This window comes from Chryseobacterium proteolyticum, from assembly GCF_046591535.1.
In the GTDB taxonomy this organism is placed as follows: Bacteria; Bacteroidota; Bacteroidia; order Flavobacteriales; family Weeksellaceae; genus Chryseobacterium; species Chryseobacterium proteolyticum.
Genome location: NZ_JBJLWK010000003.1, coordinates 693851 through 719340, shown reverse-complemented (window position 1 = coordinate 719340; position 25490 = coordinate 693851). Strand labels below are relative to the sequence as shown.

Below are 25490 nucleotides of genomic sequence, written 5' to 3'. Positions count from 1 at the left end.
TTCAACAAAATTAATTTTAAAACAAGTGCAATACTATTGCAAACTTTCCAAACAATCTTCGCAAATCCCTTTAGCAAAAAGCCTTATTTCATCAATCCGGAAATTAGTTTGGATGTTATCTGGAAATGAAATATCTTCTTTACAGGTGGTTTGCTTACAAATTTTACAGTAAAAATGAAGATGCCAGTCTTTATGTGTTTTCTCGTCACAATCATCATCGCAAAGTTTATACTTGGTAGTTGTATTTTCCTGTATTCCGTGAACAATTCCTTTCTCTTCAAAAGTTTTTAAGGTCCTGTAAATAGTTGTTCGGTCTGCATTATCAAAATGACTTTCAATTTCAGACAATGACAAAGCGGCTTCCTGAGAGCTCAAAAAATCATATACCAGGATACGCATACTTGTTGGCTTCGTATTTTTGTCTATAAGCTTATCTTCTATATCTTTTTTCATTTCTGATATTTTTTAATTAATAATGGGTAACATCTTCCTGATAACTTTCTTCCTCAATCTGAAAAGTAGTATGGCTGATGGTAAATCTGGATGTTGTTTCTTCGGTCAGTTTTTCCAGCAGCTGATTTTGAGTAATTGTATCATCTTTAACAATATGAGAACTCATGGCATTTACGCCGGAAGTAAGAGACCACACATGGAGATCATGCACGCTTTTTACGCCAGGAATCTGTTCCAGTGATTTACGTAACAGATCAATGTCTACATCTTTGGGAGTACTCTCTAGTAATACATTAACAGCTTCCTTAAGAAGTCGCCAGGTTCTGGGAAAGATAAGTAAGCCAATTGCTGCCGAGATCAATGGGTCGGCATAGTACCAGTTGGTTGTAAGCATAATTACACCTGCAATCATAACTCCTACAGAAGTAAGCATATCCGACAGAACTTCAAAATACGCACCTTTCATATTAAGACTCGCTTCGGAATCTTTTCTAAGGATCAACATTCCTGCAATGTTTACTAAAAGTCCTATTCCTGCAACAATCAACATTGATTTACTCTGCACTTCTGGAGGGCTTTTAAATCTCTGATAAGCTTCAAATAAAACATACACGGAGATTCCCAGCAGTACCACGGCATTGATCACCGCTGCCAATATTTCTGTACGGTAATATCCAAAAGTCTTTTTGGAGTCCGCTTTCCGTTCTCCGATTTTTATTGCAATAAAAGCCAGTAACAATCCTACCACATCTGTAAGCATGTGAGCGGCATCTGCAAGCAACGCAAGACTATTGGTAAGAATTCCTCCAATAACCTCCGCAATAAGATATGCTCCACTAAACGATAATACAATAAGAAGATTCTTTTTATGTTTACTGGCTGCGGAAACTGTTTGTGTGTTTTTTTCGTTCATCATTTCAAAAATAAGTTGGGTTACATTTCGTAGTATAAAGGATTTTCTTTCTTCATAGGAACATTCTTTTCCCCGACCATCTGTCTCAGGTTAATTTCTATTGTCTGTGCTAAAGAGGTCATTGGGGTATCAACAGGGGTATTTTCAAAAGGATCCTGCATGATGATTGATGTTCTTTCTATAGCGATAAACATTGTAGGAACTAAAATAGTGACCAATACTTCGATTATCAATTGATTATCATCCAATCCAAATGGTAAAATAGCAGCAAATACATAGATTAACACATGGACCAAAATACTATATGATCGCGGGAAAACCGTATTCTTTAATCGCTCACATTTTCCCATGCTATCACAAAGCTTTGTAATGGCATCATTAAGTTGTAATTGTTGAAATTCTGAGATTTCCCCTGAAGAAAAAGCTTTTCTTACCTGCCTGGAATGTTCATCGAGTAATGCATTCGGAACATTTAAAGCATCAATTTGATGAGCAGTAAGATATTCCTGTACCTTTATGGAAAAGGGCAGCTTTCTAAGCGATTCCCCTAACGCAAAAGTCCAGATGATCTGTCTTTCCGCGAATTCCTGTGCTTGTTTTTCAGGTAAAAACTGAATTGCTAATCTGATCAAAGTCCGGGAATCGTTTACAATGGCTCCCCAGACAATTCTTGCCTCCCACCATCTTTCGTAAGATTGTGAAGTACGGAAAGCCAATAACAGAGAAACGGCCGTTCCCACTAATGCAGGAATATTCAGAGGAAGTGATATTTTTCTAAATCCGGGAAGTAAATCTAAAAGCCCTATACAAAAAGCAAATATGCAAATGAAAAGAATCTGAGATTTTATTTCATTAATGAAATACCAAATGGATAATCTTTTGTTTAATAACATAATTATTTTTTTTAAATTAAGTTCTAACCCTTTAAGATCTGTTGTTTTCTAAAAGTTTCGTTTTCATTTTTAATACTTTAAGTACAAAGTACATCATCATTGTAATGATCGTACCAGAAATGAACAACAAATTATGATCAGAATGATCTCTAATCCATTCTCCTGTAATATCGAACAGCGTAAAGATCAAAAACATAGCAAAAAGCCCATTCTTTTCTTTCTTCAACACCTTTTTTAGACTAAATGAGAGTTCGTTTTTCCTAAACAATCCTAAGTTAGGAATAAAAACCGGTACTTTGGATGCCCAGCTTCTATATTTTTCTCCAAATTTTCTTTCTAAAAATTGTTCCTCTGCATAAATAATCCGCTCATAATAAATCCAGTAAAAAAGAATGAAGGAAACGACAAACCATAAATTTTCTGTAAATAAGGCAAGTCCCAGCCACATAAAAAAGTTCCCAAGATATAAAGGATTTCTTACTACACTGTATATCCCTGTTATATTAAGTGTATCAGCTACCTGACCTTCTGAGGTATTCCTTCCCGAGGTATTTTTAGGTGTATATCCCACTGTATAAACTCTAATCCCTAAACCTACAGCACTTATTAAAAGGCAGGCAAATTCGTATAGAATTTCGCAGCTCGTTGTTTCTTCTTTTAAATTCATTTGAACAGAAACCACAAAACCGATAAATAAAATACCTATCGGTAATGTGCTTCTATATTTGAAAAGCCAATTCCCTTGTTTTTCAAGTTCTTCTTTTAAAGCCATCTTGTGAAATAATATTATTGTGTTTTTTTGTCGGAAGGCTTTTAATTAATCCTGCTCGCCAGCATTGGTGAGCTTCGCATTTACAAAAAATGTACTTTTCACTACTATTTTAGAATCAGGGGCAATTTCTGTTACCGGAGTTATTGCTGTATAACCCATATCAGAAGACCCTTTTACTACTTCAATCTTCTCAAAATTGATCATTTTCACATTTTCTTTAGGCATTTCTTTATTAGGTTTTTCTTCATCATGATTTTCTGCAGGCTTTTTATTCGTTTGAACAAAAATATAAGACTTGCCATCTGCTTCTACAATTGCATCATTAGGAACAGCCGGTGTGGTTGTTTTTTCGAGACTTACAACTCCGGTAATGCTCATTCCATCAATTAATCCTTCCTTATTCCCGATTACATTACAGTGTACAGAAATGGTCTTACTCGCATTCTCAAAAGATGAACCTATGCTGAATACTTTGGCATCATACTCTGTCTCTGGGTTGTTGGTTAGATTAAAATGAACAATTTGCCCAACTTTCATTTTCGGAAGATCTTTTTCGTATATCTGTAAATCCAAGTGAATGGATTCATTATCAATAACTTCAGCCACCGGAGATGAAACATCAACATAGCTCCCTATTTGTGCAGAAATACTACTCACAGTTCCATTGATAGGTGATGTTATTACCAAACCTGATCTCATATTTGCATTGTTAACAGCACCGGGGCTTATTCCCATCATCTGAAGTTGCCTCAACAAAGAGGCCTTCCTCGTTCTGAGGGTTTTTAATTCTGCATCGGAACTCTGCAGGTTTTTCTTGGCTCCTGCATCATTATCAAAAAGCTCTCGTTGTCTTCTGTACTCCTGTTCCGCAAATGTAATTCTACTATTCACAGTCAGGTATTCTTCCTGAAGTCTTATAAATTCAGGATTGGCAATTGTTGCGATCACCTGTCCTTTTCTCACCACACTACCTACCTGAACAGTAAGCGTTTTAATAATTCCTCCATATAAAGAGGTAATGGTGGCTTTACTGTTATTAGGTACATCCAAGGTACCATTGGCTTTAACGGTAGAAGTTAACTCCTTCATTTCAATGGTTCCCATTGTAATTCCAACAGCTTTTATTTGTTCTTCCGTTAATGAAGCAATAGTCTCGGAAGCTTCTGCGGGTTTCTCAATTTTTTGCTCTGCTTTTCCCGCAGGATTTTCCGCCACCTCTTCCTTTTTACTACAACTTACAGTTAACAAAGAAAGAGCAATACAATATATGATGATGTGTTTTTTTCTCATTTTATTTATTAATTATTGAATTAATCGTTACAACAGATTGGTTCACCTGCTGGATGGATTCCAGGTATTTTAATTGAATATTTGTCGCAGTCTGCAAGGCGAAAAGATACTCTACATAAGTAATTTCACCTGTTCTATATCCTAACTGAGCAGCTTTTACAATTTTCTCAGCATTAGGAATCGCTTGCCCCACATAGTAATTATATTGCTGCGTATCCTGTTGATATTGGGTTAATGCATTTTGCAATTGAGTGGAAAGCTGATTCCTCTGATACATAGCATTGGTTTCCGCAACCTGCTTCTGAAATTCCAAAGATTTTATTCTCGCCTTTGTCGCTCCGAAAGTTAGAGGAATTGCTATTCCTACATTTACAAAGCTAAACCGGTTGCCTGAGTTATAAAATACTTCCCGTCCGTTTACCGGATAAGATCCTGTTAAAGACTGGTTGGTATATCCTAAACTGAATTCCGGAAGTCCCTGCGCTTTTTCTACATTTTTGTTTCTTTCAGCAATTTCCATTTCCTGATAAAATGCTTTAATTGTAGGGTTATTATCAACCTCTTTGCTGTCCAGAATATTTCCGGATTTAAGTGGCTCATAATTTCCGTTAAACGGAACCTCAATGTCCTCAGAAATATTTAAAAGTGTCTTTAAATTTTTATATGCGTTATTTAAAAATACCTGATTTTGATTGAGCAAAAGGTTGATTTCTCCTTGTTGGGTTTCAGCAGTACTGATCTCAATCTTTTTTATGTCCCCAGCCTTGAACCTTACGGTGGCTATACGAATGAAATCGCGATACAGGCTGTCCAGATTCTTTAATTGCGCTTTATTGTATTGCAGATATTCAATCTGATAATAATAGGAGCGAACCTGTTTAACCAGCTCATTCATAGAAATTTCCTTCTCTATCTGCTTACCTTTTATAGTTTCCGCAATTAATTCTTTTCTAGCTTTGAATATGGTCGGAAAAGGGATACTTTGTGAAATTGCAAAAGATTGGTCAAAAGTAGGACTATTATACTGCCCGAGCTGTGCATTAAAATTCATTTTTGGCAATTCTTTAGCCGTAGGTTTTAAAGCCTTTGCAGCCTCAATACCCAGGTCTTTGGATTTCAGTCCAGGATTGTTCGCCACGGCCTGCTCTACCGCCTGTTCTACAGTCAATGTTCTGGATTGAGCGTTGGCGAATTGACCCAACATTATAAATCCAAGAATAATCACCGGTGTAAATGGTTTCATTTTCACCTTCTTAATTCGAAGTTTTGTATTGAAAATAATATACAGCATTGGTAACACAAATAAAGTAAGAAAAGTAGCACTGATTAATCCACCGATTACAACGGTTGCCAATGGTTTCTGAACCTCAGCTCCTGCGCCCGTGGAAATTGCCATGGGTAAAAATCCTAACGATGCTACCGTTGCAGTCATTAATACTGGTCGAAGCCTTGTTTTAGTCCCCTCCATCACTCTTTTAAAGATATCTTTTTCGCCTTCTTTTTCTAATTCATTGAAGGTTCCTATCAATACAATTCCATTAAGAACCGCTACTCCGAATAAGGCAATAAATCCAATTCCGGCACTGATACTAAAAGGCATCCCTCTTACAAGAAGGGCAAAGATCCCACCAATAGCACTCATTGGAATGGCTGTAAAAATCAATGCTGCCTGTTTTAAAGAGTTGAAAGTGAAATACAATAATAAAAATATCAACAACAGCGATATAGGTACCGCAATCATAAGACGCTGGCTAGCCTCCTGAAGGTTTTCAAATTGTCCACCGTAAGTATAATAATATCCTGCAGGTAGCTTAACGTCTTTGTCAAGCTTCTTCTGAATATCCTGAACCACACTCTGTACATCACGTCCTTTAACATTAAAGCCTACAACAATTCTACGTTTTGCCTGTTCGCGGCTGATCTGTGCGGGACCCATTTTGTATTTGACATCTGCGACCTGTGAAAGCGGGATCTGTGCTCCTGTTTTAGTATTGATCATCAGGTTATCAACATCATCAATATTAGTCCTATTAAGACTATCCAAGCGAACAACCAGATCAAAACGTCGCTCATTCTCAAAAACCTGACCGGTACTTTTTCCTGCAAACGCGGTACTTAAGGCGTTATTTACATCTTCAATATTGATTCCGTAATTAGCCATTCTTGTTCTGTCATAAGTAACATTGATTTGTGGAAGTCCACCCACTTTTTCAATTTGAGGAGCATTAGCTCCGTTTACCGATTGTATCGCCTTTCCAACTTTCTCTGCATAAATGGCCAGGGAATCCAGATTCTCCCCGAAAATTTTAACGGCTACGTCCTGTCTAATTCCCGTCATCAATTCATTAAAACGCATTTGGATCGGCTGGTTTCTTTCAAAATATACCCCGGGAATCGCTTCCAGTTTTTTACTGATCTCATCTCCCAGTTCCGCATATGATTTTTTTGTTTTCCACTCGCTCTGTGGTTTTAGCACTACAATGATATCTGAAGCCTCTGGTGGCATCGGGTCAGTAGGTACTTCGGCTGATCCGGTTTTTCCTACAACCATTTTTACCTCATCAAATGACTTGATGATCCTTGATGCCTGCATGGATGTTTCCAAACTTTGACTTAATGAACTTTGCTGAGGTAGGATACATTGAAATGCATAATCTCCTTCCTGCAATTGCGGGATAAACTCCCCACCCATATTTTTGAATATGAAAATTGAAATCACAAAAATAGAAATCGTTATAGTGACAATTACGAGCTTCAATCGAATGGCTTTTTGCAACAAAGGCTGATAAATACCTTGAAGAAAGTCCATAATTTTGTCACTGAGTGTCTTTTTATGACTAACATTTTTAGAAAGGAACAACGAGCTTACCATTGGAATATAAGTAATGGATAAAATGGTAGCTCCAATAATTGCAAATCCTACTGTTTTTGCCATCGGGGTAAACATTTTACCTTCTACTCCAGCTAAAGAAAGTATTGGAATATAAACGATCAGAATAATGATTTGTCCAAAAATGGCACTATTCATCATTTTGGACGCTGCCGTTCCTACTTCCTTATCCATCTGGATCTGCGTAAGCTTCCCGCTGTTTTTATTATGTAATAAATGCAATGTTGCCTCTACAATAATAACAGCTCCATCTACAATAAGTCCAAAATCAATTGCCCCAAGACTCATTAGGTTGGCACTCACCCCAAACACGTTCATCATACCCAAAGCAAATAATAAGGAGAGGGGGATGGCTGACGCAACAATAAGACCAGCCCTAAGATTTCCAAGAAAAACAACAAGGACGAAAATTACAATTAATGCACCTTCCACCAGATTTTTCTCCACTGTTTTCATCGCTCTTCCCACGAGATCAGTCCTATCAATGAAAGGCTCAATGACTACGTCGTCAGGAAGAGATTTTTGAATAGTAGGGATTTTAGCTTTCACATTGTTCACCACCTCATTACTATTCGCTCCTTTCAGCATCATTACGACTCCACCCACGGCATCTACTTTTCCGTTATAGGTCATCGCTCCATATCGCACCGCACTTCCAAAACGAACATCTGCGACATCTTTTATGTATATAGGAATACTTCCTGTTTCATTTTTCACTGCTATGTTCCGAATATCTTCTAACGAAGTGACCATTCCGACCCCGCGGATAAAATAGGCATTCGGTTTTTTGTCAATGTAAGCACCTCCGGTATTCTGATTATTTTTTTCTAAAGCAGTAAAAATATCGGAAATACTTACTCCCATCGCTTTTAGTCTATTGGGATTAATACCAACTTCATATTGTTTCAACTCACCTCCAAAACTGTTGATTTCTGCAACACCAGGAGTTCCGTTAAGCTGTCTTCGAACAATCCAGTCCTGCATGGTCCGAAGATCTTTAGCACTGTATTTTTTTTCGCTTCCTTTTTTCGGATGCAGAATATATTGATATATTTCTCCCAATCCCGTACTTACCGGAGCAAGTTCCGGAACGCCCACTCCTTTGGGAATTTCTTCAACGGCTTGTTTAAGTTGCTCACTAATAAGCTGTCGCGCAAAATAAACATCAACATCTTCTTTAAAAACAACTGTAATCACAGAAAGTCCAAACCTTGATACACTTCTCATATCTTCAATGCCTGGAACATTTGCTATACTCTGTTCAATTGGAAAAGTAACCAATTGCTCTACCTCCTGTCCCGCTAACGTAGGACATACTGTAATAATTTGAACCTGATTGTTCGTAATATCAGGTACCGCATCAATGGGTAATCTGGTAGCACTCCAGACTCCCCAGATAATCCACAGTAAAGTCATTAAACCAATAATGAACTTATTCTTAATACTGAATTTTATAATTTTATCTAACACAAAAAAGATTTATTTTATTGAAATTATATGCACAGACATTTTAAAATGTCAAGTGCAAAAATATCATGAAGATCCATGCAATAGAATTGCAAAGTTTCACGTAAGGTTGGAAAGCTGTGCTTTCCCTAAATCAATAAAATTAAATTTTAGGAGGCTGCCAGATGTTTTCGTAAACCTGATAGGCAAAGTTATTGTTGTGGAAAAGAATCTTTTTGGAAAAGTAGGCCTGTTCTTGTCTTGGAATACTTATCTGAGGTTCCATTTTAAAAGCCGCAACCGTTATCTGACAACAATTGCAAACACATAAAGGAGAACAGATATCTCCCTGATCCTTTGAATGAGACTGTTCAACGCTTAATGAAAAGTCAACTTTGGAAGAACCCGATTGTTTATGCACATCTTCACATGGCATTATGGATAATGCCGCAAAATAAAGCGCTAAAATCAATCTTAAGAAGTTCATTTGGACAAAGGTAGAATTTTTTTATTAAAAAAATATTAAATAAAATTAAACATCCATTAGCATATTTTTAACAGACCATCATAATACTATATAAATTTATGAATCTATATAGTATTTATTTGTACAATTATTCAAATGATTACATCTTTGACCGGGAAAATAATTCTTAATATTTAATATATAAAAAAAATATTAAATCAATAAAGTTTTAATAAATATAAATTATATTCGCGTTTTAAAATTTAACAAAAATTAACAATTCATGAAAACGACACTTGTACCGCTATTGTTAGCCGTATCCTCTATGGCTTTTGCCCAATCCTGGAATCTTACAGGAAACTCAGGAACCACTCCCCCGTCTAATTTCATAGGCACCATTGATGACCAGGAACTTGTTATCAAAACAAATAACATGGAAAGACTTAAGGTATTTAACGGACCTTATGCCAATGGTATTGCTATCGGAAACTCTGCGGCTGCAGGAACAGTTAACGGAGCCAAGTTAGAGCTTGCAACAGTTCTTTGTAACGGCTGTGCTTCACGTTGGTCTGTTGCATCAGATGCAGTGATCAGAACTTTGGGAAGTCATAATCTGGAATTCCATATGCCTAATGACAATGCAGTTGATCCTAACTCTGATACTTCAACTCCTAATTCATCCGGAATCACCAGGATAAAATTTACAGATTCAGTACATCCAAGCAGTCTTGTGGTTTTCAATACCGGAAAAGTAACTGTAGGAACTGATCAGTATGATAATGACCCTAATTTCATCTTTTATGTAAGAAAAGGAATAAAGGCTGAACAAATAAAAGTTGAAAACCCTGCAACCAACGGATGGGCTGATTATGTATTTAAAAAGGATTATAAACTTAGATCATTGGAAGATGTTGAAAAACACATTTCAGAAAAAGGACATTTACCAAATATCCCTTCTGCCGGAGAAGTAGAAAAAAAATGGAATCAACCTGGGAGAAATGGATGCTAAGCTGCTTGAAAAAATTGAAGAGTTAACATTGTATTCTATTGAGCAGAACAAAACATTGAAACAACAATCTGATAAGATTGAAAAGCTTGAAAAACAACTATTGTTACTTCTTTCAGAAAAAACAAAATAAGTAAGCTATGAAAAGAAAATTACTTTCCTTATTTTCTTTGTTGATTGGTGTTTTCGGATTCTCACAAACCGAAGTCTACTTCAAGTATGACGAAGCCGGAAACCAAAGATACAGAGGGACAGATGTGAGTGGTAAAAAAGCACCTGAAGACTTAAAAAATTTGGCTAAGACCGAAGAAAAACCTAAAGCTGAAGAGGTAAAGACCATCGCTGAGATCAAGCAACAACCGGTTCTGGATGAAAAAGCATTCTGGAAACAGATAAGATTGTATCCTGTTCCTGTGAATGATTTCCTTACTATAGACTGGACCGATGAAGTAGACGGGCTCATAGAATCCGTTTCTCTTTACCAGCATAGTACGGTTCACTGGAAATTCCAGCAACAGAATACTCCGGGATTAAATAAGCAGCTAAAGATCAATATGTCCAATTACGAATGGGGTGTATATGTTTTACACTTTACATTAAAAGACGGCAGGGTCTTCAGCAGAAATATTACAAAACGATAAACTTTTAATCATAACAATTTACTAACAACCAAGAATATGAAGATTCTTTCATCATTGGTATTTTCCCTCTGTTCGGTATTGGGCTATTCCCAGACCATACTCTATCAGCAGGAAAGTACTTCAAGAACAGTACAGGATCCGCAAACCGTGGTCTTGGCTCAAGGGTTTAAGGCCTCCTCCGGCACTTCAAATCCTTTTGTGGCAAAGATCGGGCCTTCTACTGAAAACCCAGGTGGGGGACCTACAGATTCCGGCGCGGGAGCCGGTAATCCAACCGGGACATCCGCACCGGCAGGCCAGAGTTTCCATGATACCAAAGGAAATATAGAGGTTTCCGGAACCGGACAACTGCAATTTAGCTTACCAATAGCTTTACCTCCGGGAATAAAAAGTGTAGCACCTCAGATCAACCTGACATATACAAGTGGTTCTGTCAATGGAATTGCGGGTTATGGTTGGGATATTTCAGGAATAACAGCAGTATCTAGAATAAGTAAGAATATTGAAAAAGACGGAATAACCAAATCGGTACAACTTGATTATTCAGATAATTATAGCTTTAACGGACAGAGGCTCATTCTTAAATCCGGAGAATATGGAAAAGATGGAGCTGAATATGTTACTGAGAAATACTCCAATATCAAAATCAAATCATTAGGAACAAAAAATGGAGTTCAAGGACCCATGTTGTTCCATGTTACCTTTGATGACGGCTCGCAGGCATGGTATGGAGATACTGAATACAGCGATCCGGAGCATTATAGTGCAGCCAGAACCTCTATGGGATATAATCTTGTAAAATGGATGGATGCCCAGGGGAATTACATCACCTATGAATATGAGAAGAACCAATATCTTACTTCTCAACCAGTTCCAGGTGGGGATGTTACCCGGATAAAGAAAATAAAATGGGGTGGGAATGAAACCCTGAATAAACCACATTTCAATGAAATTTCGTTCAATTATAACCTGGATAGGACTTTTAAGGAGATTTCCTATCATCAGGGATTTTATTACAATCAGGACAAATTATTAAATGAGGTTGTCGTTTCCACTAATGGTAATCAGTTTAGAAGATATGCATTAGAATATACGGATAATGGTACGAGTTATCAGTTTGTCAATAAGATTACGGAATACAACAGTAATAATGAGGCAGCCAATCCCATAGCTATAGAATATGAACCTGCTCAGACTGCAGGAGAGGAAACAACTAAAGAATATAATATCACCACGACCAATACCAAAAAATATGGTGATTTTGATATGGATGGCATCACAGACTATCTGGAATACGTTCCCACTCCAGGGACTGCGGGATCCACACAGGTAGGTGTTTTGAACTTTAAGAGCTCTGTGTACAAAGATGTTCCGGTTATGCCGCTACAGTATGAACTTAATCGATTTACAGCTGCTGAGTTTGGTAAGGCGGCATCTGTGACTTTCAAAAAAGACGGATACGTAAAAAACAAAGCAGGAATTGTTATTCCTCATACCGTTGCTACAGGAGATCCTAAAAAACCCAATTATGAATTATTGGTATACTCTGTAGATATTTCAGATTTCAGATTCAAGCTGGAATATTCGAAACTAATTACGTATGATCAGTATGCTATTGGTGATCCCGGAGATGACGATCTTCCTATGACGGGCTGTAACTATTCGGTTGTAAGCTTATCGGAATTGACAAGCTATGATTATGACGGGGACGGAATTACGGAACTTCTTTTTAATTTCAGAAGAACGAGAACATGTATTAATGGAGGATTTGATCCGGAACCTATTGGTAAAACTATTTCAAATCCTGTTGCCTTGGATGAAACTACGCCGCCTACACTCCCTTATATCGAGCCTTCAGTTAACTCATCCAATACTGAAGAATATGGAGTACTTCCGATCGACAATGGAGAGGTAAACATTATTCCAGGAAGTACTTTAACAAGTTTTTACTCATCCATATTATTTGATCTAAGTGAAAACCTTCCGGTTGCCGAAAGCATTTACAAATATGACGAGGGAACAGGAGCTGCAAAGAAAATCCAGTTCGCAGATTTTAACGGAGATGGAATCCAGGATATTATCTGGCTCAATAGCTCCAATGGTACTATGACCAAAGTATTTAATATCAATAAAATATCTGCAGGAAACTTTGTATTATCCAATGTAGGAAACTTCACAGGACAAGCATTGGGAGGATTCTTCAATGGTGCACTATACGGTGACTTTAACGGCGACAGCAAAATTGATGTCTTAGTTCCTCAAGGCAATAAATCTTATAACTGGAATTTATTTTTATCTGATGGGAAAAAGCTGAATCAGTTCTACATCAATAACTTTATTTTCTACTCTTCAGGAACCGAAACCTTAACACAAGGTGTTCATAATACCTTCTTTGAAAGTGGATGTGCGTATGGTATGAGCAGATATTTCCAGTATAATACAGCAGATTTGGATGGCGATGGAAAATCTGAAATTATTGTTTCAAATGTTTTAATTACTGACCATACATGGAATGCTCACCATGACAAGGAATGGACTAATACCAATGTTACAGTTTACTCTGTTAACAAAGTATCCGGAGCCAATGATAAAAGTATTGTTTACAATCCTCCTATTACTATTCTGGGAGCAAGCATTCCACAACCTTATAATACTGAAAACACAGTTTCGATCCAAACTAATAGTGGTATCAACTTCTACAAAACAAGAAACTGGTTAAAGTCTTTTAACGAAAAGGTAATTCCTTTTAGTAATTTGACCATTAATAAAGACAACCAACAGGTTATCCTTTTAGGAAAACCAGATGATTGTTCTGGAGTTATCGGGTGCGGTTACAACTATGTGATTCAGTATGGATATCCTTATGTGCCCGCTTTGGCAAGAGCTAAGAATATCAAGCAAGGAGGAATCACCACAGAGATTAGCTACAAAGAACTTAACTCAAAAACAGATGCTAATTTTTATCAGCCCGTACAAAAAGAACTTTATCCTTATTTTGAATTGGAGCAAGCACCATTATCCGCTGCTGTATCACAGATTAAACAGTATACGCCAGCCGGTACTCTGATCCAGGATTTCAGATACAGAGGTTTTTTAAGTCACTTTACAGGAAGAGGGGTAATTGGCTTCCGTCAAACTGCCCGCTCCTCCTTATATGCTGCCGGATTTGAAAATGCTAAAATTTGGTCGGGTATACAAATAGACCCTTTATTGGACGGAGTTCCGGTAAAAGAGTGGTCCATCAGAACCAATAATGAAAACCTGATATTCCCGGCAGATATCTCTGAGAACAACACTCAGTTATTAAATTACAAATCAACAATTTATAAGACAGATAAACTTCTCAACGGGCAAGTTGTTACAACAGTTTCTGATGCTGACAAACCTAAAGTTGTAACAGCTACTGTCGCAACCTCTACATTAGCTAAGGACTTTTTGACGAATGTTACAACAGCAGGAACAGCTATTTACAATACCTACTACCTGCCGTCTAAAACCACTTCCAATGTTAATGATAATTTTTCAGTAACCACGACGGACTTTATTTACACTCATAATCCTTCAGGAATTGGAAAAGATTATTTCATTGGTCATTTGGATGCAAAAACTATGCAGCATGCGGCTTATAATACGACCAATAAAGTAAGCCAATATTACTTGTACCAAAATAATCTCCCTAAAACAGTAATTAATGTTTCTGGAAATAACTTCTCCAATAACTTCTCGGACAATCTTACCGAGGATTATAAATATGATGGATTCGGTAATGTCATTGAGAAGAAAGTTACAGCCGGAAGTGATTCACAGTTCAGAATTAACAAAAGCGAATATGATGATAAGGGAAGATTTGTTATAAAGAAAACGGACAACCTTGGATTAGAAACCAGTATTACCTATAATAACTGGGGACAGATTTTGAGCGAGACAGATCCATCAGGAAATACAACAACCAACACTTATGATTTCTGGGGAAAACAGTTGACTGCCAAAACAAATATTGGTGGAACTACTAGCTACCAGTATATAAAAGATGACCAGGGAAATACCATGGTGATCACATATGAAGCAGATGGAAGTATCTCTAGAAAATATAATAACAAATTGGGTCAGGAATATAAAACCCAGACTAAAGGTTTTGAGCAAGGGAAATTCGTAGCAGTTTACCGCATGTTTGATGCTTTAGGCAGAAAAATTAAAGAGTCCGAGCCGTACTTTGACCAGGCAACTGAAGACTTGCCTGCCAATATCCAGTGGAACACATTTACCTATGATGATAGTGTATTCCCAGCTAAAATGACAGCTTCATTCTTTAATGGCAAACAGACGGAAAGTTGGGTATCAGGAACTGTCACAACTTTAAAAGAGCTTAACGGATATGGAAGAACAACGACCAAAACGGTAGATGCTTTAGGCAATGTAATCTCTACAACAGATAAAGGAGGGACTATTAATTTCACGTATAATTCCCTTGGAAAGCAGCTGACTGCTCAATATGGAAGCAATGTTGTAACAACAAAATATGACGTTTGGGGTAGAAAGACAGAACATATTGATCCATCCAACGGAAAATACACATATGAATATGATGGTTTTGATCAGGTTAAAAAAATCATCAGTCCTAAAGGGACGAAGGAGTATATCTATAATACTGTCGGTCAGCTGATCACTCAGAAAGAAATTTCAACAGTAGATGCAGGGGCTGCAACCAATAAACTGATTTCATTTGTTTATGATAATAAAGGAAGGGTAATTTCTAAAACCGGAACTTCTAAAGGAAAAGCGTACAGCTCAAGTCAAGTTTACGACCAACAAGGAAGACTTTTATCTGCATCTGAAAACAGCAACGGTAGATACTATATGCAGAAAGGAGTTACCTATGATGATAAAGGAAGGGTGATTTCTTACGAGAAGAGCCTATATTCATCTGGAGTGCTTACAAAGATAGATATTGAGAACGTTTATAGTACATGGAACGGGGAACTTTCCCAGGTAAAAGACAAAACATCAGGTAAAATATTATGGACCTTAATGCAGGCTAACGCCAAGGGTCAGGTATTAAAAGCAAAACTTGGAGCTTCAGAGGTTAATAACGTATATGATCCTAATGGATTCTTAGCAAGTGTAAACCATTCCTCACAAGTAAAGCCAGGTATTTTACAACTTTCTTATTCATTTGATGCAATAAAGAACGAGCTGAAAAGCAGAACAACGGGGGGTGATTTTAATATCGTTGAATCATTTGATTATGATGACAACAACAGATTGATCAACTGGACCAACCCTGTAACAGGAATCAAACCTTCAAGTAACCGTAATGTCTACGACGAGAAAGGAAGAATCTTAGAAAACGATCAGGTTGGAACTATTAAGTTTAATAATTCTGCCAAAATTTACCAACCAACAGGAATGACTTTAAATGCTGCAGGAACTCAGAATTATAATAATGACCTGATTCAAAGTATCGTTTATAACGAGAACAATGACCCGGTATTTATTGATGGTCAAAAAGGAGATGTAGCCTTCCAGTATGGATTAACAAGCATGAGACAAAGGGTTACTTATGGAGGTAACTTTGCAGCTGACGGAGATGGTAAGTTTACTAAATTCTATAGCGGAGATGGAAGTTTTGAAGTCGTATTAGATAATACTACAGGTAAAGAAAAGCATGTACTTTACATTGGAGGAACTCCTTATGAGAGTAATATTATTTTCCTGAAAGATTATAACGAAACCAATGGCTCATATAAATTCCTTCATAAAGATTATATTGGAAGTATCCTAGCCATCAGTGATGAAGCAGGAAATAAACTAGAACAAAGACATTTTGATGCATGGGGTAATTTCACACATCTTCAAGTTGGAAATGGTGCTATTATTACCGATAAGAATATTATTGACAATACAGCGTTACTGATTGAAAGAGGATACACCAGTCATGAACATTTTGCCGAAGTAGGAATCATCCACATGAACGGAAGATTGTATGATCCACTGTTGAGAAGATTTTTAAATGCTGATGAGAATATTCAGGAACCTTACAACACCCAGAATTATAATAAGTATGGATATGTAATGAATAATCCATTGTTATTTAATGACCCAAGTGGTGAATACATCTTCGGTATTGAGTCTGCTCTATTGGCAGCAGTAGTTATCGGAGCGATCGTTGGTGCGGCAAGTTACATTGTAAGTGCTATTATCACAGGACAGAAGTTTTCTCTTCTGGGATTATTTAAATCTACTGTATTTGGTGCTATATCGGGTGCCGTCACCTTTGGTATAGGCCAGCTCTTTGCCCCCGCCATTCAATCTGCAGTGCAGGTATCTAATACAGCTTTGAAGGTAATGGCTCAAACAGGTGTAGCATTAGCGCAAGCCACAGTACATGGAATTGCTCAAGGAACTTTATCCTTAATGCAGGGTGGATCTTTCCACCAGGCAATGCTTTCAGGGGCATTGGGTAGTTTAGGAGCTTCAGCATTTGGTGCTTTTGCTAAAGATTTTGCTAATCAAACCGTAGGAAAGGTGCTCTTTGGGGCTATCTCAGGAGGTGTAGGTGCCGAATTGTCCGGAGGTAACTTCTGGCAGGGTGCTGTGATCGGTGGAATTGTTGCTGGATTAAATCATGCGATGGAGCATCTACAAAAGACTTATGAAGTAAGTGTTCTTCACGATTATGGCGGTGCTAACGGAGCAGGTCATGAAGCCATAGCATTTGAAAATCCAGATGGTACACTACTTTATATATCTAAGGATGGAACCCATGAAAATGGAGGGGTATATGGAGAAACTCTTAAAACTGATCAAAATTTTAAAAGTATTGAGGAAATTAACGACTTCTACAGCACCAAGGTTTCACCAGGTAAAAGGTATGATGCGGTTGCTGTTTACAGAGCGACAAGAGCCCAGATCAATCGCGGAATTGCTGCTGCTAGAAATGTAATCTCAACGAAGTACAAACTGCTTACTTCAAGTTGTACTACTGTAGTGGAGCAATCATTGAAAGCAATGTATAATGCTAGAATATATTCAGGTATGATGGCTCCTAATATTAATTTCTTCATTAATAATTTTATATTTGATAAGCATTTAGTTAAGTTTTATGATATTAAATAAATTATGAAAAATCTGATTTTCTTATGGGCAATATTTTCAATCACTGTTTCGTGTGTAGGTTCTGATACTGAATTTTTACCTGCAGACATATCTGAAGCAAGAGAGAAAAAATTACTGATCCATGTGTATAAACCAACCAGCAATAAAATAACAATTAACCGGACAGAGTATTTAATTCAGGAAGTTTTTACAACTTTTAAATACAATTCGAAAAATGATCAAAGAATCAACAAAAATTTCTTTGCTTTAAGTATTAAAATCAAAGATTTAAAAACCAATCAAAAAGGTTTAAGTGTTGAGGATAGCGACCATAGTCGGTTTATCAATTTTCACTGTGATTTTTGTGGTGGTTTGAATAATGATAATATTGTGATGTACTACGATGATATCAGCAAAAGGAATACACTAGATTCCGTAAAAATCGGCTTTAAGGATTATAAGAATCATGAACAACTTATTTACCTTATAAAAAAGTAAATAAAAAATTCCCCGCTTTTAGCGGGGAATTTATTTTTTAAATATCATTAGATTGGTGACTTATGGAAAACCTCCTCATTAAATGATAGGCTACAAATTCGGGTTATTCTCCACCTCCTTCTGCGGAATCGTAAACAAATAATACTTACTGTTTGGTGCAAAGGCAGATTGATCAGGAAAAGAAAATACAGAATGTCCTCTTCCATTCACTGTTTTTACAGTTCCATCCGGAGTTGTTACTTGTACTTTAATTGGCTGACCATTGGAATCAGTAAAAGGTTTTCTTACTACAGTTCCCTGAGTTCTTATGATATCAGACAATGAAAATCCTTCTCCAAACAATTCCTTTCTTCTTTCGATCAGGACTTCTTTGATCACATCATTCTGGGCTAAAGATCCACTGTACAGATTAGCCTGTCTCGCTGATTTCAGTTGATTCAAAACTGCCACAGCATTGGTCACATTCCCATTTCTGGCTTCTGCCTCAGCTTCAATTAAATACATTTCAGCTGATCTCATAAACACAATATCAGCAATGAGATTAGCTTTAAATTTAAATTTAGCATATCTTAAAAGTCCTTCTCTTCCAGGAAGCCCATCCCATTGAAATAATTGATACCGGATATCATGGGTGTCAAATAAATCTTTAAAATATGGATCTGCCATAAAACTGTAGTAGTAACTTCCTGATGAAGAAACATCTAAGTAGTGGAATGCATAACTTTCTCCTGATTGTTCCTGCGTCTGACCATGTCCCCAGATCCATTCCCCATTGGTAATATCATTAAACCCGTCCTTATACTTTTCGGGAGCCATCAACGGAAAACTAGCTTTTGCAATTTGAGCAGCAGCAGTAGCCTTAGTCCACTCACCAGTATTTAAGTAAGTCCTGGCCAATAATCCATATACTACAGACTTATCAATTTTATCCTTATTATTTCTTGTATAATTTGCTAATAAAAGTCCTGCCTCTGATAGGTCGTTTTTAATCAAAGTATAAATTTCTTGAAGGCTAGCTCTCTTTTTTCCTACAGAATTTGTGGTTGTAGGTTCTGTATAAATTGGAGCTACTAAAGCGTTTTTATCTTTTAAATAACTAAACTGATAAAGGCTTGCTAAATTCAAGTAACAAAAAGCACGTAAAGCTTTTGCCTGGCCCCTAACCTGATCCTTTTTAGACTGACTTCCTTCTACTCCATCAATACGACTAATCACATTATTCATGTTATTGATTGCAGAATATAATAAACTCCATACAAATTGAGAACGACTTCCGGTACTATTCACTAAATCGGTAAAAGCGTAAGCCGATGCAAAGCCATATTTATTAGTAAGGACAGCGACATCACTTCCCATAGCATCGCTGGCCCGTAATACTGTTGAATAGCCAATGTTAGCATAGGTAGGCCCGTCATCATTGAATTTTGCCCATGTCCCATTAATCACCGTTTCAGCACTTTCAGCTGTCTTGAATATCTCGGCTTCATTAGCCTGATTAGTAGGAGCTGTTTCCAAATCATTAGTACATGCAGTAGAAGAGAAAGCTGCTATAAGTATAAATGATATATATTTTATTTTTTTCATTGTTTTGATTGTTTTAATATAAACTTAAAGTGTAGCCTGAAGACCGAATGTTATTGTTCTCATTGCCGGATATCTGTAATAAGTGGTACCATCTATAGCTTGCTCGGGATCCATTCCTTTGTGCTTGTAGAAAGTTAAAAGGTTTTCAGCCTGAAGATAAATTCTGAACTTTTTCAGTCCCAGTCTTCCGAAATAATCTGAAGGTAACGTATATCCGATACTCACATTTTTCAATCTGGCATAAGTCCCCGAGTATAAAAACCTTGAGGACGTTGAAGTCCAGTTATTTGTCGTTGTACTTAAAGCCGGAACATCCGTGTTGGGATTTTCAGGCGTCCATCTGTTTAACATCTCTGCGCTCCATGCCCTTCCAGCATTGCTTCCATTTGACATTAACATGGTGTAATCTGTATCAAGAATTTTTCCTCCAACACTAAAAGTTAGCAGCGCGGATAAATCAAAATCCTTATATGTAATATTTGTAGTGATTCCACCGGAGAATTTAGGCAAAGAAGAACCCTGCAATGTTTTTGTCGCCTTTGCATATTCAGAAGTTGTTCCTTCTATTGTATTCCCATTGGCATCCTGATAAACATATTTCCATAGCGGAGCACCGTTACTTGGATCAACTCCAACCCATTCCGGAATAAAGAAATCATAAACAGAACCCCCAACCTGCAATAATTTAGTTCCTGTTACAATTGGGCCTTTAGGAAGTTTCGTAATTCTGTTTTTTAGGGTTGTTACATTAACATCAACATCCCATTGGAAATCGTCCGTTTTAATCGGAGTTGTGAATAATGAAAATTCAAAGCCTGTATTTTTCAATTCTCCAATATTCGCTGAATAACCACTAAAACCAAGAGAGGGAGCCAAAGGCCTGTCAAATAAAAGATCTTTACTTTGACGCTGGAAATATTCCACATTACCCTTAACCCTGTTTTTAAGAATAGCAAATTCCAGCCCCACATTCAAGTTAAGATTGGTTTCCCACTTAAGATCAGGAGTGGGAAGCCTGCTAGCAACTGTTCCTCCTTCTCCCAGATTATTGTAAAATGCGTAAAGACTCTGGTAAGCATAATAAGTACTCAACTTATCATTTCCCTGTCCTCCGTAACTCGCACGAAGGGTTAGCTGATTAAAGAAATTTAGATTTTTAATGAATTGCTCATTAGACGCCTTCCATGAACCTCCTACTGACCAGAAAGTTCCCCATCTGTTTTGAGGTGAAAAACGGGAAGATCCGTCTGATCTTACAGATCCGGAAATAAAATAAGTGTTATTGAAATCATACTCTGCTTTACCTAAAAAACTCAGTAAACCTAATTTATCACTATTACCACTAAAACCTCCTAATAAAGCCGCTGCATCCGGTTCATAATAATAAGGTAAAGAAAACTGACTTCGGCTTCCGGATATCGTCTGATACTCATAATGATAAAACTCCTGTCCAGCTAGAATATTGAAATGATGCTGATCGAATTTTTTGTCATAGGTCAAGATATTACTGGTTGTATAAGATAATGTCCGTGAATTTGTCTTGGTCACCGAACCTCCGATTTCACTACCCTCCCCAAGTAACGGATTTGAATAATAATGCCCATTATAATTTACCAGGTCAATTGAAAAACTGGATTTAAATTTTAATTCCGGTAAGAAGGTAAAATCCAAATATCCTTTTCCTGAAAAGTTATCTTCCCTGTTTTCATTTTTATCTAATGGCAAAGTTGCTGCTGCATTTTGATTTTGCAAAGCACTTGTCGGCCTGTACTTTCCGAAGTCGTAAATTGTATTTCCGTTAGCATCAAGCTTATAGCTTCCATCAGGATTTCTTTCATAGTATGGATAAAAAGAAGGAATTACTCTGGCTGCATTAATAATATTATCAGTTCTTGAATCGGAAGATGGTGGTGCCTCCTGAAGACTATTGGTATAGCTAAGGTTTGCTCCAACTGTTAACCATTTTTTCACTTCATTATTAATCTTCAATCTCGTACTGTATTTTGTAAATCCGGATCCTATGGCAATACCCTTATCATCAAGATATCCCAATGAGAAAAAATAGTTTCCTTTTTCATTTCCGCCACTAAAATCAAGATCAACCTGGTTTCTTGAGGCCACTCTTTGTAGTATATCCCTCCAGTCATCATTCCATAAAGGCCTTGCTCCAGGCAGCAGTTTTCCATCTGTCCCTACCGGTTTTGCATAGTTAGAACCATATGGATTGATGCCCAGATTATTCACAAGATTATCTGTGGCCATTTGTGCAGCCTGTTGTGCTGAAACCTGTCCTGATTTATATCCATTTCTCATTGCTTCCCAATATAATTGAAAATACTGGTCCGTGGTAACCTGTTCATAGTCCTTTACAGCCCTGCTGGAAAATCCCTGACTGATATTAAAATTGATTCGTGATTCTCCTTTTTTCCCTGACTTTGTAGTCACAATAATCACTCCGTTAGCACCTCTTGATCCATACAGAGAGCTTGCCGTAGCATCTTTCAAAACACTAATTGATTCTATATCATTTGGGCTGATAGAATTGATATTTCCATCAAAAGGAATTCCATCCACCACGAATAAAGGATTACTTGAGGCACTAATAGATCCGATCCCCCTGATACGGATTGTTGCCGTAGCACCCGGTTGGCCTGAAGCACTTACTGCCTGTAATCCCGCTACCTGCCCTTCCAAAGCTTTTGTAATATTGGTTACCGGCCGATTATTAATCTTTTCGCTGGAGATCGTCGCTACAGAACCTGTGTAACTCGTCTTTTTCGCTTTACCGTAAGCTACCACAACGACTTCATCAATATCTTTTTCCCTAAGCGTATCTTTCTTCTGCTTTATCTCCTGCCCATTAACACTAATAATGCCTAAGAAAAACAAAGCACCGGGTGAAATCCAAACACCAGCTTTGAATAAACTTTTACTAACCATAATCAATTTTATTTGTTAAATATTAAAAAAACACCCTTTGCGGAAAACACAGCAAAGGGCATCAAGAAATTGATTTAACCAAATGCTTATTTTTCCTTAAAAGGCTGAATGTAACACCTTGCATCATGCAGGTTGTTAAGACTTCATAGGGTCAGTTCCCTCCATCTTTCTTTATAAGCCGATCGAAATATGGATGCAAATCTAAAAACAATTAGTCTATAAAACAAGTAGACTAATTTGTTTTTTATTTTAAATTCTCAAAAATTAACTTAATTTTCACTTAAAACACCTGTTAACAAACCATTAGAGAAAATGTTAAATTTTTAAACATGAGAAATATCATTAAAAATAATGTAAAACATCTCCCTCAAATAAAACCCGTAAAATATCCGCACTAATCGAAAAAAACTTTTTAATTTTATGTTATGAAAATTTTAATCATAAACGGACCGAATCTAAATCTGTTGGGCACAAGAGAACCTGAAATTTATGGAATAATTTCAATGGATGAATATTTGGAAAAACTAAAAGATGAATTCCTTTCTTACGAACTGAACTATTATCAATCGAATATTGAAGGAGAATTAATTAACAGACTTCAGGAAGATGATTTTGATGCTGTTATTATTAATCCGGGGGCTTTTACTCATTACTCTTATGCGATAGCCGACTGTTTAAAGAATATACAGAAACCTAAGATTGAAGTACATATCAGCAATATCTATAAAAGAGAAGAATTCCGGCAAAAGTCAGTAACAGCGGCTCACACAGATGCTGTATTATCCGGCTTTGGAATGAAAGGATACAGACTGGCTTTATTAAGCTTTTAGGATGTTTTAATACATAAAAAAGCCTCATCAATGATGAGGCTTTTCTTTTTTTATATTGTTTGTTCTTGTAATTGAGGTCCGGAAGCAACCAGCTTTTTCCCCTCTTCAGTGTTACAGTACTGCTCAAAATTCTTAATATATCTTGATGCTAAGTCTTTAGCCTTCTCTTCCCACTCTGAAGCATCACTGTATGTATGTCTTGGATCCAGAATACCTTCTGAAACATTAGGTAAAGAAGTAGGAATTTCCAAGTTCATAATAGGTACTTGCGCCTTAGGAGCGTTCTCAATAGATCCATCAATTATTGCATCAATAATGGCTCTTGTATCTTTTAATGAGATTCTTTTTCCTGTACCATTCCATCCTGTATTTACCAAATAAGCTTTTGCTCCATGTTCTTTCATTTTACCAATCAAGGTTTTAGAGTACATGGTAGGATGTAACGTAAGAAATGCCTCACCAAAAGCCGGAGAAAATGAAGGTTCCGGAGAAGTAATTCCTCTTTCAGTTCCTGCTAATTTAGAAGTATATCCACATAAAAAGTGGTATTGAGCCTGATTTTCATCTAAAATTGAAACCGGAGGTAATACTCCGAATGCATCAGCTGAAAGATAAACAATCTTCTTAGCATGCCCAGCTTTAGAAGGCAGTACAATCTTGTTAATATGGTATATAGGATAAGAAACTCTTGTGTTTTCAGTGATTGAGTTATCGGTATAATCAGAAACACCATTATTTACAACAACATTTTCAAGAAGAGCATCTCTTTTGATCGCTCTGAAAATGTCCGGTTCTTTTTCTTCCGATAAGTCAATTACTTTTGCATAGCAACCTCCCTCATAGTTGAAAACTCCATTGTTATCCCAACCGTGCTCATCGTCACCAATAAGATATCTTTTAGGATCAGCGGATAAAGTTGTTTTACCTGTTCCGGAAAGGCCGAAGAACAAAGCAACATCCCCTTCTTCTCCTACGTTTGCAGAACAGTGCATAGATGCCATTCCTTTTAGCGGAAGGTAATAGTTCATCATTGCAAACATTCCTTTTTTCATTTCTCCTCCATACCAGGTTCCTCCAATGATCTGTAATTTTTCCGTAAGGTTGAACATTACAAAATTCTCGGAATTTAGTCCCTGAGCTTCCCAATTCGGATTCGTTGTTTTAGAACCGTTCACAACAGTGAAATCAGGTTCTCCAAAGTTTTCCAGCTCATAATGAGATGGACGGATGAACATATTAGTAACGAAATGCGCCTGCCATGCAACTTCTACGATGAATCTCACTTTAAGTCTTGTGTCAGCATTTGTTCCACAAAATGCATCAACAACATAAATTTTCTTAGAAGAAGAAAGTTGGTCTAGCACTAATTCTTTACAAGACTTGAAGATTTCTGCTGTTGTAGGCAAGTTCACTTTGCCATCCCAGAAAATTGTGTCTCTTGTAACATCATCCTGAACAATGTATCTGTCTTTTGGAGAACGGCCAGTAAAAATTCCTGTTTTTACTGATACTGCACCAGATTCCGTAAGTTCAGCTCTCTCAAAACCCTGATTTTCAGGAGAAACTTCTGCTTGAAATAATTCCTCATATGAGGGATTATATATTATTTCATAGTCTCCCTTAATCCCTAATTTTTGCAAATCCTGGATGATTTTAGCGTGTTTCATTTTACTTATATTTTCTATTTCTTTTTTTAGTCCAACAAAATTAAATATTAATTTAGTGTTACAGGTGGTTAAATATAATGATATAAGTCAGAATGACAAAGAAAAA

Annotated in this window: 16 protein-coding genes and 1 riboswitch; of the genes, 6 read left to right on the top strand and 10 right to left on the bottom strand. The window is 36.9% G+C overall.

What is annotated here, in order from left to right; genetic code table 11:
• Positions 1-33: 33 nt before the first annotated feature.
• From ACJ5H0_RS14255 to ACJ5H0_RS14225, 7 genes are all read right to left on the bottom strand, one after another.
• On the bottom strand, positions 34-453 hold the full coding sequence (locus ACJ5H0_RS14255) for a Fur family transcriptional regulator (RefSeq protein WP_172284650.1): 420 nt from the start codon (positions 451-453) through the stop codon (positions 34-36).
• Between the two features lie 16 nt (positions 454-469).
• Positions 470-1366, bottom strand: a complete 897-nt coding sequence (locus ACJ5H0_RS14250) for a cation diffusion facilitator family transporter (protein WP_345992735.1) — start codon at positions 1364-1366, stop codon at positions 470-472.
• Between the two features lie 20 nt (positions 1367-1386).
• Entirely contained in the window at positions 1387-2259 is an 873-nt protein-coding gene (locus tag ACJ5H0_RS14245; RefSeq protein WP_411250005.1) for a bestrophin family protein, read from the bottom strand.
• Between the two features lie 31 nt (positions 2260-2290).
• Positions 2291-3031, bottom strand: a complete 741-nt coding sequence (locus ACJ5H0_RS14240; RefSeq protein ID WP_411250004.1) for a methyltransferase family protein — start codon at positions 3029-3031, stop codon at positions 2291-2293.
• 45 nt (positions 3032-3076) lie between these two features.
• Entirely contained in the window at positions 3077-4321 is a 1245-nt protein-coding gene (locus ACJ5H0_RS14235; protein ID WP_411250003.1) for an efflux RND transporter periplasmic adaptor subunit, read from the bottom strand.
• A 1-nt stretch (position 4322) separates the two neighbouring features.
• Positions 4323-8681: a CusA/CzcA family heavy metal efflux RND transporter gene (locus ACJ5H0_RS14230; protein WP_411250002.1), complete on the bottom strand. Its 4359-nt coding sequence runs from the start codon at positions 8679-8681 to the stop codon at positions 4323-4325.
• A gap of 139 nt (positions 8682-8820) precedes the next feature.
• Positions 8821-9144, bottom strand: a complete 324-nt coding sequence (locus tag ACJ5H0_RS14225; protein WP_411250001.1) for a DUF6660 family protein — start codon at positions 9142-9144, stop codon at positions 8821-8823.
• A gap of 262 nt (positions 9145-9406) precedes the next feature.
• Here ACJ5H0_RS14225 and ACJ5H0_RS14220 point away from each other — a divergent pair, with 262 nt between their 5' ends.
• From ACJ5H0_RS14220 to ACJ5H0_RS14200, 5 genes are read left to right on the top strand one after another with little or no spacing between them, the layout of a single operon-like run.
• Entirely contained in the window at positions 9407-10132 is a 726-nt protein-coding gene (locus ACJ5H0_RS14220) for a cell wall anchor protein (RefSeq protein WP_411250000.1), read from the top strand.
• Positions 10122-10262 (top strand): hypothetical protein, encoded by a 141-nt coding sequence (locus tag ACJ5H0_RS14215; protein ID WP_411249999.1) that lies wholly within the window; start codon positions 10122-10124, stop codon positions 10260-10262. The genes ACJ5H0_RS14220 and ACJ5H0_RS14215 overlap by 11 nt, the downstream gene beginning before the upstream one ends.
• Before the next feature lie 7 nt (positions 10263-10269).
• The gene (locus tag ACJ5H0_RS14210; RefSeq protein WP_306613449.1) at positions 10270-10770 is read left to right on the top strand and encodes a T9SS type A sorting domain-containing protein; all 501 of its coding nucleotides are present in this window, start codon (positions 10270-10272) and stop codon (positions 10768-10770) included.
• Positions 10771-10806: 36 nt separating this feature from the next.
• Positions 10807-17886 (top strand): RHS repeat-associated core domain-containing protein, encoded by a 7080-nt coding sequence (locus ACJ5H0_RS14205; RefSeq protein ID WP_411249998.1) that lies wholly within the window; start codon positions 10807-10809, stop codon positions 17884-17886.
• Between the two features lie 3 nt (positions 17887-17889).
• The gene (locus ACJ5H0_RS14200) at positions 17890-18363 is read left to right on the top strand and encodes a hypothetical protein (protein WP_411249997.1); all 474 of its coding nucleotides are present in this window, start codon (positions 17890-17892) and stop codon (positions 18361-18363) included.
• 90 nt (positions 18364-18453) lie between these two features.
• Here the strand turns inward: ACJ5H0_RS14200 and ACJ5H0_RS14195 are convergent, their stop codons facing one another.
• On the bottom strand, positions 18454-19947 hold the full coding sequence (locus ACJ5H0_RS14195; RefSeq protein WP_411249996.1) for a RagB/SusD family nutrient uptake outer membrane protein: 1494 nt from the start codon (positions 19945-19947) through the stop codon (positions 18454-18456).
• Between the two features lie 24 nt (positions 19948-19971).
• Positions 19972-22887: a SusC/RagA family TonB-linked outer membrane protein gene (locus tag ACJ5H0_RS14190; RefSeq protein ID WP_411249995.1), complete on the bottom strand. Its 2916-nt coding sequence runs from the start codon at positions 22885-22887 to the stop codon at positions 19972-19974.
• 83 nt (positions 22888-22970) lie between these two features.
• A riboswitch (SAM riboswitch) is annotated at positions 22971-23067 on the bottom strand.
• A 245-nt stretch (positions 23068-23312) separates the two neighbouring features.
• Between ACJ5H0_RS14190 and ACJ5H0_RS14185 the strand changes: the two genes are divergently transcribed.
• Positions 23313-23717, top strand: a complete 405-nt coding sequence (locus ACJ5H0_RS14185; RefSeq protein WP_273650502.1) for a type II 3-dehydroquinate dehydratase — start codon at positions 23313-23315, stop codon at positions 23715-23717.
• Positions 23718-23767: 50 nt separating this feature from the next.
• Here ACJ5H0_RS14185 and pckA read toward each other — a convergent pair whose 3' ends face one another.
• A complete protein-coding gene (gene pckA, locus ACJ5H0_RS14180) occupies positions 23768-25384 on the bottom strand; it encodes a phosphoenolpyruvate carboxykinase (ATP) (protein WP_172282384.1) in 1617 nt (538 codons plus the stop codon).
• Positions 25385-25490 lie beyond the last annotated feature (106 nt).